The organism is Seonamhaeicola sp. S2-3 (assembly GCF_001971785.1).
Lineage (GTDB): Bacteria > Bacteroidota > Bacteroidia > Flavobacteriales > Flavobacteriaceae > Seonamhaeicola.
Genome location: NZ_CP019389.1, coordinates 1,388,130 through 1,400,769 on the forward strand (window position 1 = coordinate 1,388,130; position 12,640 = coordinate 1,400,769).

At 32.4% G+C, this 12,640-nt stretch carries 16 protein-coding genes; 8 read left to right on the plus strand and 8 right to left on the minus strand.

Annotated elements, in window-relative coordinates:
* Positions 1 to 67: 67 nt before the first annotated feature.
* Genes BWZ22_RS06460 through BWZ22_RS06470 form a run of 3 tightly spaced genes read left to right on the plus strand, consistent with a single transcriptional unit; the run spans position 68 to position 2,142 of the window.
* Complete coding sequence (locus tag BWZ22_RS06460) at positions 68 to 523, plus strand: 6-carboxytetrahydropterin synthase (RefSeq protein ID WP_076698775.1); 456 nt, start codon at positions 68 to 70, stop codon at positions 521 to 523.
* Positions 524 to 566: 43 nt separating this feature from the next.
* On the plus strand, positions 567 to 1,367 hold the full coding sequence (locus BWZ22_RS06465) for a hypothetical protein (protein WP_076698777.1): 801 nt from the start codon (positions 567 to 569) through the stop codon (positions 1,365 to 1,367).
* Between the two features lie 22 nt (positions 1,368 to 1,389).
* On the plus strand, positions 1,390 to 2,142 hold the full coding sequence (locus tag BWZ22_RS06470; protein WP_076698778.1) for a UDP-2,3-diacylglucosamine diphosphatase: 753 nt from the start codon (positions 1,390 to 1,392) through the stop codon (positions 2,140 to 2,142).
* Here BWZ22_RS06470 and BWZ22_RS06475 read toward each other — a convergent pair.
* Genes BWZ22_RS06475 through BWZ22_RS06485 form a run of 3 tightly spaced genes read right to left on the minus strand, consistent with a single transcriptional unit; the run spans position 2,139 to position 5,525 of the window.
* Positions 2,139 to 3,407: an MFS transporter gene (locus BWZ22_RS06475; protein ID WP_076698780.1), complete on the minus strand. Its 1,269-nt coding sequence runs from the start codon at positions 3,405 to 3,407 to the stop codon at positions 2,139 to 2,141. The genes BWZ22_RS06470 and BWZ22_RS06475 overlap by 4 nt on opposite strands.
* A 1-nt stretch (position 3,408) precedes the next feature.
* The gene (recJ, locus tag BWZ22_RS06480; protein ID WP_076698781.1) at positions 3,409 to 5,100 is read right to left on the minus strand and encodes a single-stranded-DNA-specific exonuclease RecJ; all 1,692 of its coding nucleotides are present in this window, start codon (positions 5,098 to 5,100) and stop codon (positions 3,409 to 3,411) included.
* 2 nt (positions 5,101 to 5,102) lie between these two features.
* A complete protein-coding gene (locus BWZ22_RS06485) occupies positions 5,103 to 5,525 on the minus strand; it encodes an OsmC family protein (RefSeq protein WP_076698783.1) in 423 nt (140 codons plus the stop codon).
* 54 nt (positions 5,526 to 5,579) lie between these two features.
* On the opposite strand from BWZ22_RS06485, the gene BWZ22_RS06490 reads away from it, so the two are divergent.
* Together BWZ22_RS06490 and BWZ22_RS06495 are read left to right on the plus strand one after the other, a co-directional pair.
* The gene (locus BWZ22_RS06490; RefSeq protein WP_076698784.1) at positions 5,580 to 6,170 is read left to right on the plus strand and encodes a carboxymuconolactone decarboxylase family protein; all 591 of its coding nucleotides are present in this window, start codon (positions 5,580 to 5,582) and stop codon (positions 6,168 to 6,170) included.
* A gap of 285 nt (positions 6,171 to 6,455) precedes the next feature.
* Positions 6,456 to 7,091: a toxin-antitoxin system YwqK family antitoxin gene (locus BWZ22_RS06495; RefSeq protein ID WP_076698786.1), complete on the plus strand. Its 636-nt coding sequence runs from the start codon at positions 6,456 to 6,458 to the stop codon at positions 7,089 to 7,091.
* Between the two features lie 104 nt (positions 7,092 to 7,195).
* Here the strand turns inward: BWZ22_RS06495 and BWZ22_RS06500 are convergent, their stop codons facing one another.
* The 5 genes from BWZ22_RS06500 to BWZ22_RS06520 all read right to left on the minus strand — a co-directional run bounded on the left by BWZ22_RS06500 (position 7,196) and on the right by BWZ22_RS06520 (position 10,245).
* Positions 7,196 to 7,765, minus strand: coding sequence for a uracil-DNA glycosylase family protein (locus tag BWZ22_RS06500; protein WP_076698787.1), 570 nt, complete (start codon positions 7,763 to 7,765; stop codon positions 7,196 to 7,198).
* 68 nt (positions 7,766 to 7,833) lie between these two features.
* Positions 7,834 to 8,178, minus strand: coding sequence for a HopJ type III effector protein (locus BWZ22_RS06505; RefSeq protein WP_076698789.1), 345 nt, complete (start codon positions 8,176 to 8,178; stop codon positions 7,834 to 7,836).
* 54 nt (positions 8,179 to 8,232) lie between these two features.
* The gene (gene rsmI, locus BWZ22_RS06510; protein WP_076698790.1) at positions 8,233 to 8,904 is read right to left on the minus strand and encodes a 16S rRNA (cytidine(1402)-2'-O)-methyltransferase; all 672 of its coding nucleotides are present in this window, start codon (positions 8,902 to 8,904) and stop codon (positions 8,233 to 8,235) included.
* Positions 8,905 to 8,913: 9 nt separating this feature from the next.
* Positions 8,914 to 9,489, minus strand: coding sequence for a pentapeptide repeat-containing protein (locus BWZ22_RS06515; protein ID WP_076698792.1), 576 nt, complete (start codon positions 9,487 to 9,489; stop codon positions 8,914 to 8,916).
* A gap of 12 nt (positions 9,490 to 9,501) precedes the next feature.
* Positions 9,502 to 10,245, minus strand: a complete 744-nt coding sequence (locus BWZ22_RS06520; RefSeq protein ID WP_076698793.1) for a hypothetical protein — start codon at positions 10,243 to 10,245, stop codon at positions 9,502 to 9,504.
* 109 nt (positions 10,246 to 10,354) lie between these two features.
* On the opposite strand from BWZ22_RS06520, the gene BWZ22_RS06525 reads away from it, so the two are divergent.
* The 3 genes from BWZ22_RS06525 to mscL all read left to right on the plus strand — a co-directional run bounded on the left by BWZ22_RS06525 (position 10,355) and on the right by mscL (position 12,571).
* Entirely contained in the window at positions 10,355 to 11,002 is a 648-nt protein-coding gene (locus BWZ22_RS06525; RefSeq protein ID WP_076698794.1) for a thymidine kinase, read from the plus strand.
* Positions 10,995 to 12,101 carry an alanine racemase gene (alr, locus tag BWZ22_RS06530; RefSeq protein ID WP_076698795.1) on the plus strand — a complete coding sequence of 369 codons (1,107 nt, stop codon included), beginning with the start codon at positions 10,995 to 10,997 and terminating at the stop codon, positions 12,099 to 12,101. Before BWZ22_RS06525 ends, alr begins: the two co-directional genes overlap by 8 nt.
* 68 nt (positions 12,102 to 12,169) lie before the next feature.
* Positions 12,170 to 12,571 carry a large-conductance mechanosensitive channel protein MscL gene (mscL, locus tag BWZ22_RS06535; protein ID WP_076698797.1) on the plus strand — a complete coding sequence of 134 codons (402 nt, stop codon included), beginning with the start codon at positions 12,170 to 12,172 and terminating at the stop codon, positions 12,569 to 12,571.
* Positions 12,572 to 12,640 lie beyond the last annotated feature (69 nt).

Consider the following 12,640-nt stretch of genomic DNA (forward strand, 5'->3'; position numbering starts at 1 on the left):
TTTTACTACTAGCCATAGTTTTAATTGTGGTTTATATAATAAACAGAAACCGAGGAAAACGAAGATAATGGGAAACAACATTCGTATCACAAAACAATTTTCTTTTGAAACTGGTCACGCTCTTTATGGGTATGACGGAAAATGCAAAAACGTACACGGACACAGCTACCAATTACACGTAACTGTTATTGGGCAGCCAATTTCAGATAAAACTAACGTAAAATACGGTATGGTTATAGATTTTGGCGACCTTAAAAAAATTGTAGAAGAAGAAATAGTTGATGTGTTTGACCACGCTACCGTATTTAACAAAAACACACCTCATGTAGAATTGGCTAAAAAGTTAGAAGAACACGGGCACAATGTTTTGTTAGTAGATTACCAACCAACTAGCGAAATGATGGTCATTGATTTTGCCAAAAAAATTCAACCACGTTTACCAAAAAACATCAAATTACATTCATTAAAGCTACAAGAAACAACCACTAGTTTTGCAGAATGGTATGCTTATGATAATATTTAAAATTTATCATTAAAATTTGGTTTCAATTAAAAATTAAAAAAGCATGCCAGAGCTATTATTCTTAATTAAGTTAGTTATTGCTATAGGGTTTGTAATAGGTTTATCTCTTCTGGCAGAAAATGTTAGTCCTAAAGTTGCTGGAGTATTATCTGCTTTTCCAACAGGGTCTGCTATTACTTTATTTTTTTTTGGGTTAGAAATAAATTCAGAATTTGCTTCAATAAGTGCGGTTTATAACATGGTTGGTTTAACAGCGCAATTGTCTTTTGTTTATATCTATTATCTAGCCTCATCGTATTTTACTAAATACAACATCTTGTTGTCTTCTTTATCTTCAATTTTGGGTTATTTTATTATTGTTTGGCTACTACATTTTATTGAACTTAATAAATATATTGCCATTTTAATTCCTGTTTCATTTTCATTTATATACCTCTATCTTTTTAAAAAAATTGAAAATGTACAAATTGAAAATAAAGTAAAACTTAATTATAAAACACTTTTTATAAGAGCCATATTAGCTGCCTCCATAATATTATTAATTACTAGTATTCCAAAACTTGTTGGCTCTACTTGGGCGGGTCTTTTTTCTGCTTTTCCAACAACGCTGTTTCCTTTAATACTCATTATTCATTTTACATATTCAAAAAAACAGGTGCATACAGTAATTAAAAATGTACCTATTGGTATGTTTTCTTTAATAATTTACTCCTTGTCAGTTTCCATAGTTTACCCATTATATGGTATTTACTTAGGTACTTTCATTTCATTTTCAATGGCCGCCATTTATTTATTGGTTTACAGAAAATTACGAAGCGTATATTATAAAAAAGTTAGCGCATAAATAGAATATACTATATTTACACATGCAAATTCCCAAAGGAAAAAAAATATATTTCGCTTCAGACAATCATTTAGGTGCTCCCACCAAAGAGGCTTCATTACCAAGAGAAAAAAAATTTGTTGCTTGGTTAGATGAGGTAAAAGAAGACGCTGCTGCCATTTTTCTTTTAGGTGATTTATTTGACTTCTGGATGGATTACAAACGGGTTGTCCCAAAAGGATTTACAAGAACCCTTGGTAAATTGGCAGAAATTAGTGATTCTGGTATTCCAATCTATTATTTTGTTGGCAATCATGACCTTTGGATGAATGGCTATTTTGAAGAAGAACTAAACATACCTGTTTTTCATAAACCCAAAGAATTTACATTTAATAACAAAACCTTTTTTATTGGCCATGGCGATGGATTAGGTCCTGGAGATAAAGGTTACAAACGCATGAAAAAAGTGTTTACTAACCCGTTTTGTAAATGGTTATTCCGTTGGTTACATCCAGATTTAGGTGTAAAATTAGCGCAACATCTATCGGTTAAAAACAAACTTATTTCTGGTGAAGAAGATGCCAAATTTTTAGGTGAAGATAATGAATGGTTAGTACAGTATTGCAAACGAAAATTAGAAGATAAACACCGTGATTATTTTGTATTTGGTCACAGGCATTTACCATTAAATATAAACCTGAACAAAACTTCAAAATATATTAATTTAGGCGATTGGATTAACTATTACACCTATGGAGTTTTTGATGGAGAAAACATGGAACTAAAAACCTATTAGGTATCGTTTTCATGCTCTTCAATATCTTTAGTTAAATCTAAAGTCCTTAGTATAGGATTTTTAATTCCAACAGCAATTACAGTAAGAAGAGTCATTGTTCCTCCCAAAACCACAGCAGTAACAGGGCCAAGTAATTTTGCTGCTAATCCGCTTTCAAAAGCACCCAATTCGTTTGAAGACCCAACAAACATAGAATTTACGGATGATACTCGTCCGCGCATTTCATCAGGAGTTTTTAATTGTAAAATCGTTTGACGGATAACCATTGAAATACCATCGGCAGCACCACTTAAAAACAAGGCTAAAATACTAACCCAAAATATTGAAGAGAGTCCAAACGCAATAATACAAAGTCCAAAAACAAAAATAGAACCTAATAGTTTAACGCCTGTATTTCTGTTAACTGGCAAATACGTAGTTAAAAACATAGATAAAATACTCCCTAAAGAAATAGATGCGTTTAAAATACCAAAACCTTTAGAACCTACCTGTAAAATATCTTGAGCAAATACCGAAAGAAGTGCTACTGTTCCGCCAAATAACACAGCAATCATATCTAAAGTTAATGCCCCTAAAATGGCTTTATTACTAAATACAAAACGCACACCAACCTTTAAACTTTCTTTTACAGACTCCCCAATTTTGGGGTTTAAAATAGGCTTCTTTTTAATTTTAAATGTTATCACTAATGAGAACATTACCATAATAAATACCAAACAAAGCGTTTTGGGCACACCCATCCAATGAATAGAAAACCCACCAAAAAGAGCACCTAAAACGCCTGCTGCTTTCCAAGTACTTGTGCTCCAAGTTGCGGCATTTGGATACACTCTTTTAGGCACTATTAAAGCCACCAATGAGAAAATGGTGGGACCAAAAAAAGATCTTAAAAAGCCTCCGAAAAAAACCAAAGCATAAATGCCTATTAAAATATTTTGGGTTGTCCAATTAGAAACAATTTTTTCAGAAGTTAACAAAAATAAGCCCAAGCTAATAAAAGAAAAAGCGGCAATACACTTAGCTAACAAGTTGCGTTTTTCATTTTGATCTACAATATGTCCTGCAAAAAGCGCCATGGTAAAAGCGGGAATAATTTCCATCAACCCAATTAAACCAAGGTTTAAAGGGTCTTTTGTTAAACTATACACTTCCCATTCTATAACAATAAATTGCATAGACCACCCAAATACTAACAAAAACCGGAGCAATAAAAAGATATTGAATTCCTTTATACGTAAGGCTGCGTAGGGGTCGTTTTTAGCCATGTTATGGTTTTATATCTCTTAATTTAAGTTGAAGTGATACGTTTCCTTGCCATTCATTTTCATCAATAGAATACACTGCTTTAAAAGGTTTTTTATCTGAAATAATATTGAATTTATCACCCATTCCAAAACCAATTCCAACAAAAGTGTTTGAGTTGGGTTGAGAAACCGTAACCCTTAAATGTGTTTTATCTTGCCCTACACATTTACCATGGCCAGTATCTGCTAAATCTTCGGTCATAAAAATGGGAGTCATATTTTCGGGTCCGTAGGGTGCAAATTGTTTTAAAATTCTATAGAATTTAGGGGTAATATCTTTTAAATCAATTTTAATATCTGCTTTTATTTCTGGAATGAGCAAGTTTTTATCAATAGTTTTTGAAACAAAATCTTCAAAAGCCTGTTTAAAAGCTTCGTAATTTTCTTCTTTAAGCGTTAAACCTGCTGCGTATTTATGTCCTCCAAATTGTTCAACATATTCACTACAAGCAGCAATAGCTTCGTAAACATCAAAATCTCTAACAGAGCGTGCCGAAGCTGCTAATTTATCACCACTTTTGGTAAATACTAGTGTTGGCCTGTAATAGGTTTCTGTTAATCTAGAAGCTACAATACCAATAACGCCTTTATGCCAAGTTTCGTTATAAACAACAGTTGTAAAGCGGTCTTGTTCTTTTTGTTCTTCAATTTGTTTAAGCGCTGCCTCTGTAATGTCTTTATCTGTTTCTCGTCTATCTAAATTATACTCGTTAATTTCTGCGGCAAACTTATTTGCTTTTTCTGATTCCTCTTCGGCTAACAATGCTACTGCATAATTACCGTGTTTCATACGTCCTGCAGCATTTATTCTTGGGGCTACAATAAACACCACATCTGTTATGGTAAGTTCTGTTTTTTCAACCTGATCTAGTATAGCTTTAATACCAGGTCTGGGGTTTGAGTTTATAACTTTTAAACCATAATGAGCCAACACTCTGTTTTCGCCATTTATAGGAACAATATCTGCACCTATTGCTGTGGCTACTAAATCTAAGTACGGTATTAAATCTTCAATAGTATATCCATCTTTTTGAGCTAAAGCTTGAATGAGTTTAAACCCCACGCCACAACCACATAATTCTTTATATGGGTATTCGCAATCTTCACGTTTGGGGTCTAAAACGGCAACTGCTTTGGGTATTTCTGCTCCTGGTCTATGATGATCACATATAATGAAATCAATACCTAAAGATTTTGCATAGGCTACTTTTTCAACAGCTTTAACGCCGCAATCTAAAGCTATTATGAGTGAAAAATCATTCTCTAAAGCAAAGTTGATGCCTTTTTTAGACACGCCATAACCTTCATCATACCTATTAGGTACATAGGTATAAACCAATGCGTGTTTCGTTTTTAGGTAAGATGACATTAAAGCCACGGCCGTAGTTCCATCTACATCATAATCGCCATAAACCAAAATATTTTCTTTATTGGCAATGGCTTTTTCAATACGTTCAACAGCCTTATCCATATCTTTCATGAGATATGGGTTGTGTAAATCATTTAAGCTGGGTCTAAAAAACGCCTTTGCTTGGTCATAGGTTTCAATACCACGTTGTACCAATAAAGTTGCAATAGGCTCACTAACTTGTAAAGCTTTTTGTAAAGCTTCAACTTTTTCTTGATTTGGTTTTGGCTTAAGCGTCCAGCGCATGTTTAAGACTTATGAAAATGAGTTTCAATATTTAATTCTGAAAACTGACGGAACATTTCCATAACACCGCAATATTTTTCAATTGATAAATCTACGGCGCGTTGTAATTTCTTTTCGTTTAAATCTTTTCCGTAAAAGTGAAAATGCATTGCCACTTTATCGTAATATTTTGGGTGCTCTTCGGTTAAATTTGCTTCAATTTCAATATTGAAATCATCAACATCTAACTTCATTTTTTTAATTAAGGATGCTACATCTAAACCAGAGCAACCCGCTAAACCAGAAAGCATTAAGGCTTTGGGCCTGTAGCCTTCGCCTTTACCACCGTTTTCTTCACCTGCATCAATAAATAAATTATGTCCTGACGGATTGGTACTTTCAAATCGCATATTTCCCAACCACTTTGTAGAAACTTTTACTGCCATATCTAAATTATTTTGTTTCTTGTAGTAGTCAAAAATACTACTTAAAAATTACATATGCCTTTAGTAACACCATTATCTGCTAACCACGATTTAGAAACCAAAAAATTGGCAGAATTCTTTAATGAAACCTTAGGGTTTTGCCCAAACTCTGTACTTACCATGCAGCACAGACCTGCCATAAGTAAAGCTTTTATAAATTTAAATAAAGCGGTTATGGCTAACGAAGGACGCGTAACTTCTGCCTTAAAACGTATGATTGCTTGGGTAAGCAGTAATGCTACAGGGTGTAGATATTGTCAAGCGCATGCTATTAGAGCTGCCGAACGTTACGGAGCAAAACAAGAACAATTAGATAATATTTGGGAGTATAGAACACACCCCGCGTTTAGCGAAGCTGAACGGGTTGCTTTAGATTTTAGTTTGGCAGCAAGCCAAGTACCTAATGCGGTTGATGAAACCATTAAAAAACGTTTATACGAGCATTGGAATGAAGGTGAAATTGTTGAAATGCTGGGTGTAATTTCACTATTTGGTTACCTAAACCGGTGGAACGACTCTATGGGAACTACTATTGAAAATGGTGCTGTTGAAAGTGGCGAGCAATATTTAGGAAAACATGGTTGGGAGAAGGGGAAACACCAATAAATTGTTTTGTACAAAGGTTTTGATTTACGATTTAAGAGTTATAATTAAATAGAACAACTTATAAAGCTTAAACTTGGTACTTTGATTAAAGCAGAAAAGTAAATTAATCACTAAATAATTTTATTTCTTAAACAGAAAACTAACTAAGTTTATATTAAATCTTATAATATTTTATTTTTTAAGAAAAATCCACAACTAAATTCATTTTATCGATTTTTTTTGCATAACATCTTGTTTTTTAAACATTTATTATTACATTCGTAGTAACCAAATTACCAATTTAATATGAAAAAAACTACAATTGCTGTTATAGCACTACTATTTTGTACGTTATTAAGTTTCTTTAATTGCAAAAATGAAACAAACGATGACGGAATTAAATTTATTCCAAGAGACTCTTATATTGTTGATTTCCGAAACGGTGTAACAATATATAGAGATAAGATTTCTAAAAAGGTTATGAATGGTTACTATATTGTTGGTGACTCATCTAAAAAGTGGGAAGAGTTTTCTGTAAAAGAAGGCCTTTTAAACGGGGATTATATTGTATACCATAACAATGGTAAAGTTTTCACCCATTCTAGGTATTTTAAAGGGAAACTTCATGGGGAAGACTTATTATACTATTCTTCTGGAAAACTAAAGAAATTTTCTGCTTATAATAGAGGGAAAATTTATGGAAAAGTCATTGAATATTATGAAGGTGGTCAAGTACGTTCTGAATCTAGAATGAAAAACGGCGAACTTTATTCATCTTTAATTTTTAATGAGGCTGGTGATGTAATATCTAAAATTTACGTTAAAGATAACATGAAAATTACTCAGGAATTTAAAGATGGTGAATTACTTTCTGAAAAAACTACTCCCAACTACAATAACGATAGTAATGCTATTAGTATAAATGATATTGATAAGGATTAAGTTTAGTTAGTATTCACTAAATATAGACATTAAATTATATGAAAGTTTTTTAATTCTAATATATCCCCTAAAGTTTTATACCCCCTACAATTGGGGGTTTTATTTTATAGGTAATTATTAGTCCGCTTCCTCAACTCTGGCAACACCTCAACCTCAAACCAAGGATTTTTAGTAAGCCAAAATCTATTACGTGGTGATGGATGCGGCAACGGTAAATATTTGGGTAAGTATTCCTTATAATTTTTAACGGTTTGGGTTAAAGTTTTCTTCGCGGCTTTTCCTAAATAATACTTTTGGGCGTACATGCCTATTAAAATTATCAACTCAACGTTTTTCAATTCATCAAACAACAGTTTATGCCATTGCGGAGCACATTCTGGTCTGGGAGGTAAATCGCCTGATTTTCCTTTTCCTGGATAGCAAAACCCCATAGGAATTATAGCAAACTTGGTTTCATCGTAAAAATCTTCAACAGAAACATTTAACCATTTACGCAACTGTTTTCCGCTAGCATCATCCCAAGGAATACCAGAAGCGTGCACTTTAGTACCTGGCGCTTGCCCAATTATTACAATTTTAGAATTAGGATGTGCAGATACAACAGGTTTAGGACCTAATGGCAAATGCGCTTTACAAATAGTGCATTGTTTTATGTTTTGGAGTAAATGTTCCATTTTATTTGAGATTTTGAAACAAGATTTCAAACCGTATCAACCTAATGACTTTGAATAGCAACTGTAATTTATTTTTGTTTTAAAGGGTCTCTTTGAAAAACTAAACCTTTAAAACCAGTAACCATAAAGTTTCTAATATTTTGATGCCCCGTTCCGTTGGGGTCTTTTAAAACGTCATTAAAATAATACTGCCCAAAACAAGCTAATGTTTCTTCTTTTGTAAACCCCTGTTTCTTTGCAAAAGCAAATAATTTGCACGACCCAGAATTTTGTCCTTCGGCATTTTCTATATTGCCATTTTTAAAGGCCGTTGGTGTAAATGTATAGTTAGAGTCTATAACTTCTATAGTTTCAGAAAACTCAATAGCTCTAGGTGTATTTTTTAGTTTTTTCTTAAAATCTTTTAAGTTCATTTTATATTTATTATATCCTTAAAACTTCAAAATATTCTGAATGAAACAACAAGCCTATTTTTTACCGTTAACCACAATTACAATCTCACCTTTTGGTGGTTTATTTGTATAATATTCTAAAACTTCTTTTACTGTTCCTCTAACAGTTTCTTCATATAATTTGGTAAGTTCTCTTGATACAGAAACTAATCTATCTTCACCAAAATACTCACAAAAATGCCCAAGTGTTTTTACTAATTTATGTGGGCTTTCATAAAAAATCATGGTTCTAGTTTCTTCTGCTAAAAGTAATAAGCGGGTTTGCCTGCCTTTTTTTACAGGTAAAAACCCTTCAAACACAAATTTATCATTTGGTAAGCCAGAATTCACTAAAGCGGGTACAAAAGCAGTAGCACCGGGCAAACATTCAATTTCAATATCATTTTCAATACAAGCGCGTGATAATAAAAACCCAGGGTCTGATATAGCCGGTGTTCCTGCATCACTAATTAAGGCAATGGTGGTTCCTGCTTTTAATTTTTGCACAATACCTTCTACGGTTTTATGTTCATTGTGCATGTGATGCGATTGCATAGGGGTACTAATTTCAAAGTGTTTTAAAAGCTTACCCGATGTACGGGTATCTTCAGCAAGAATTAAATCTACTTCTTTAAGTACATCAATAGCTCTAAAAGTGATGTCTTTTAAGTTTCCTATAGGCGTGGGAACAAGGTAAAGTTTACTCATAAATAAATGCTAATCTGTTATTTTAATATTGTATTTTGTTAAAAGCCCAATAACAGATTGTAAAGAGAATTTAGCGTTTTCAATAATATTTTTTTCTGGATCAATAATAAAGTTGACAGAATTTTTAAAGTCTGCCCCTTTTAAATTGGTATTTTCAAAAGTGGCATTTAGTAAATCACAATTATCAAAAATAGAATCACTTAACATACTTTCGGTAAAATCTACAGCATTTAATTTAGAGTTTTTAAATGTTGTTTTTGATAATTTCTTTTGATAAAATGAAGCATGGTTAAGCTGACAAGTATCTATTTTAATAGAAAAGGCAAAATCTGAACACTTTTCAAAATTTATACCTAGCATTTTACAATCTTGAAATATAACGTCTTGAAAACTTGTATTAAAAATGTTTGCAGAACTTAAATTACAATCTTTAAACTCACAATTTATAAACCTAATTTCTGATGTATTTGAATTAGAAAAATCACAGTTTATAAAAGTACAAGAATCATATTCTCCTTTTTCAAGACGGTTTTTTGTAAAATCAATTTTATTAAAAACCTCATCATCAATAAATCTCTCCTCCATTAAAATAATGTGCTAATTAAACTTAGCCTCAATAATTTCAAAAAAGCGTTCTTCAAACTCTTCTTTACCCTTCCAACCGTTATAATCTGGTTTCACAATATCTGTGATAAAACGTTTAGCTTCTGAAAAGGATTCCGAAGTATTTATTTGAGATATGACGCGGTCATAATCTTCAGATTTTCCTTCAAATAAATGTTTTATAAAGGCTATTTTATCGTTAAGCCCAATGTTAAGTCCTCCTCTTTTTAATTTATCATTTAGAGATTTTTTATGCTCTTGCGTACCATTTTTAACTTTAGAAACTGGTTCAAAAACAGGAGTTTCTTTAAAGTCTTTAGTTATTTCATCTAAATCATTTTGTTTTGCAATAGGCTCAGAAATAGCTTCTTCAAAAACGGTATCAATTTCTTGAGACTCATGAGGCATTTGGGCTACCATGTCTTTAATAGTTTCCATTAAAGGCTCAGAAATGGCCTCTTCATTGTCATCATCAAGATTAACATAAATTTTATCTTCAACTTCAATATTATCACTCACTTTATTATTAAAAGCAGTATCTAGCATACCAAAAAATGATGAATTGCTACCAATGGTTGGTATATCTTCATCAAAATTTTCATGAGCAAATTTTAAAACAGAGAGTTTTTCATAAACAAGTCTTGCTTCTTCATGCAGCTTTACAACATCTTCTTTTCCTTTAAGTTTAAGAATCTTATGGGCTATACTTATTAACTCAGATTCTAATTTCTTTTTCATCTTACTACAATTTTAAAATTAATGCGTTGTGGGCTTTTGATTTTTAATAAATTTACGCCACCTTTATACAAAACGAAAAATTGCTTTGTTTTAGTGCTAAAATTACGAAATGTTTCTTGAAAATACGGTAAATCATAAAGAACAATTTGGATGGATTGAGGTTATCTGCGGATCTATGTTTTCTGGTAAAACCGAAGAGTTAATTAGAAGACTTAAACGTGCCCAATTTGCAAGACAAAAAGTTGAAATTTTTAAACCCGCTATTGATGTACGTTATGATGAAGATATGGTAGTCTCTCATGATGCCAACGAAATTAGATCTACACCCGTGCCTGCTGCCGCAAACATACCTATTTTGGCAGATGGTTGCGATGTAGTTGGTATTGATGAAGCCCAATTTTTTGATGATGAAATTGTTAGAGTTTGTAATGATTTAGCAAACAAAGGCATTAGAGTAATTGTGGCTGGTTTAGACATGGATTTTAAAGGCAATCCGTTTGGTCCTATGCCCAACCTAATGGCTACTGCAGAATATGTTACAAAGGTGCATGCTGTATGTACACGTACCGGAAATTTAGCCCAATATAGTTACCGTAAAGCTAAAAACGATAATTTGGTTATGCTTGGTGAGGTAGATGAATATGAACCTTTAAGTAGAGCCGCATTTTACAAAGCCATGATGCGTGATAAAGTAAGAAATATGAATGTTAATGACCCCCAAGAAATCACCAAAAACCCTGAAGACCAAGATGCCTAAAGCGCAAGAAACCGTTCTAGAAATAAATTTAAAAGCACTTAAACATAACTTTGAGCATTTAAAATCTAAAATTAAAGACAACACCAAATTTTTAGCTGTTGTAAAAGCATTTAGTTACGGAAGTGATGCTAAAGAAATTGCAAAATACCTGCAACATTTAGGCGCCAATTATTTTGCCGTTGCCTATGCTAGTGAAGGGGTTGAGTTAAGAAAAGCGGGGATTACTTTACCTATTTTAGTACTGCACCCACTTCCTGCAAATTTTAATGCAATTATTGATAATTGTTTAGAACCTAATTTATACAATACTAAGGTTTTAAATGAATTTATTAAAGTAACAACTTCAAAAAATTTAAACAATTATCCCGTACATTTAAAGTTTAATACCGGATTAAATCGCCTTGGGTTTAATAAAAATGACATAGCTTCTATTGTTTCAAAATTAAAAGAAACTAACTCTATTAAAGTAGCATCTATTTTTTCTCACTTAGCTGCTAGCGAAGATTTAAATGAAAAAGCATTTTCTTTAAACCAAATTAATACCTTTAAAACTATTGCTCAAAACTTTATTAACAGTATTGGCTACAAACCCATGCTACACATGTGCAATACGTCTGGTATTTTAAATTATCCTGAGGCTCATTTTGATATGGTGCGAAGTGGCATTGGGTTATATGGTTTTGGAAACTCTGAAAAAGAAAATCAAAACTTAATCCCAATAGCTTCACTTAAAACCATTATTTCTCAAATTCATACTGTTAAAAAAGGAGATACCGTAGGCTACAATATGGCATTTAAAAGTAATGCTGATATTAAAACTGCCACCTTACCCATTGGGCATGCAGATGGCATTGGCCGCCAATACGGAAACGGTAAGGGTTATGTAACCATAAACGGGGAAAAAGCGCCCATAATTGGAAATGTATGTATGGATATGATTATGGTAAACATAACTAATATTGATTGTAAAGAAGGGGATGAAGCTATTATTTTTGATGCAAATAACACGGCCGAAAGTTTAGCAGAAACAGCCAATACCATTTCATACGAATTAATCACTGGGATTTCTAAACGTGTAAAACGTACTTTTTTAAAATAGTTTTACGTATTTTCTGGTGACTTTTTCATATTTTTAGTGTCTCACTAACTATAAATATATATACAATTATGCTTAAAGAATTCAAAGAGTTTGCAATGAAGGGTAACCTTGTAGACATTGCAGTAGGTTTTGTTATGGGTGCAGCTTTTAAACAAGTTGTAACATCATTTACAGGAGGTATTGTGTCTCCATTAATTGGGTTAATTTTCAACGCAGACTTTAAAGATTTAAAATACAAACTAAAAGACGGCACACTAAATGATGCTGGAGAAATGGTAGGAGATGTTTACTTAGAATACGGTACATTTTTAACTCATGTTATTGATTTCATTATTGTGGCCTTTGTTATGTTCTTAATCGTAAAAGGAATCAATAAAATGAAAAAGAAAGAAGAACCAGCTCCAGAAGCTCCAGCAGGACCAAGCCAAGAAGATTTATTGACCGAAATTAGAGATTTATTAAAGAAATAACCATTTGTTAAATATATAACACTCTGTTATTTGTTGTTAAAAAGACCTCGTTTTCAAAAAAATGAGGTC

Coding starts and splice junctions, on each gene's coding strand:
- BWZ22_RS06485 (WP_076698783.1), bottom strand. CDS start 5,525: ATGGCAGTAAAAGTTTCTACAAAGTGGTTGGGAAATATGCGATTTGAA.
- BWZ22_RS06525 (WP_076698794.1), top strand. CDS start 10,355: ATGTTTCTTGAAAATACGGTAAATCATAAAGAACAATTTGGATGGATT.
- rsmI (WP_076698790.1), bottom strand. CDS start 8,904: ATGAGTAAACTTTACCTTGTTCCCACGCCTATAGGAAACTTAAAAGAC.
- BWZ22_RS06460 (WP_076698775.1), top strand. CDS start 68: ATGGGAAACAACATTCGTATCACAAAACAATTTTCTTTTGAAACTGGT.
- BWZ22_RS06500 (WP_076698787.1), bottom strand. CDS start 7,765: ATGGAACATTTACTCCAAAACATAAAACAATGCACTATTTGTAAAGCG.
- BWZ22_RS06495 (WP_076698786.1), top strand. CDS start 6,456: ATGAAAAAAACTACAATTGCTGTTATAGCACTACTATTTTGTACGTTA.
- BWZ22_RS06515 (WP_076698792.1), bottom strand. CDS start 9,489: ATGGAGGAGAGATTTATTGATGATGAGGTTTTTAATAAAATTGATTTT.
- mscL (WP_076698797.1), top strand. CDS start 12,170: ATGCTTAAAGAATTCAAAGAGTTTGCAATGAAGGGTAACCTTGTAGAC.
- recJ (WP_076698781.1), bottom strand. CDS start 5,100: ATGCGCTGGACGCTTAAGCCAAAACCAAATCAAGAAAAAGTTGAAGCT.
- BWZ22_RS06475 (WP_076698780.1), bottom strand. CDS start 3,407: ATGGCTAAAAACGACCCCTACGCAGCCTTACGTATAAAGGAATTCAAT.
- BWZ22_RS06490 (WP_076698784.1), top strand. CDS start 5,580: ATGCCTTTAGTAACACCATTATCTGCTAACCACGATTTAGAAACCAAA.
- BWZ22_RS06505 (WP_076698789.1), bottom strand. CDS start 8,178: ATGAACTTAAAAGATTTTAAGAAAAAACTAAAAAATACACCTAGAGCT.
- BWZ22_RS06520 (WP_076698793.1), bottom strand. CDS start 10,245: ATGAAAAAGAAATTAGAATCTGAGTTAATAAGTATAGCCCATAAGATT.
- alr (WP_076698795.1), top strand. CDS start 10,995: ATGCCTAAAGCGCAAGAAACCGTTCTAGAAATAAATTTAAAAGCACTT.
- BWZ22_RS06465 (WP_076698777.1), top strand. CDS start 567: ATGCCAGAGCTATTATTCTTAATTAAGTTAGTTATTGCTATAGGGTTT.
- BWZ22_RS06470 (WP_076698778.1), top strand. CDS start 1,390: ATGCAAATTCCCAAAGGAAAAAAAATATATTTCGCTTCAGACAATCAT.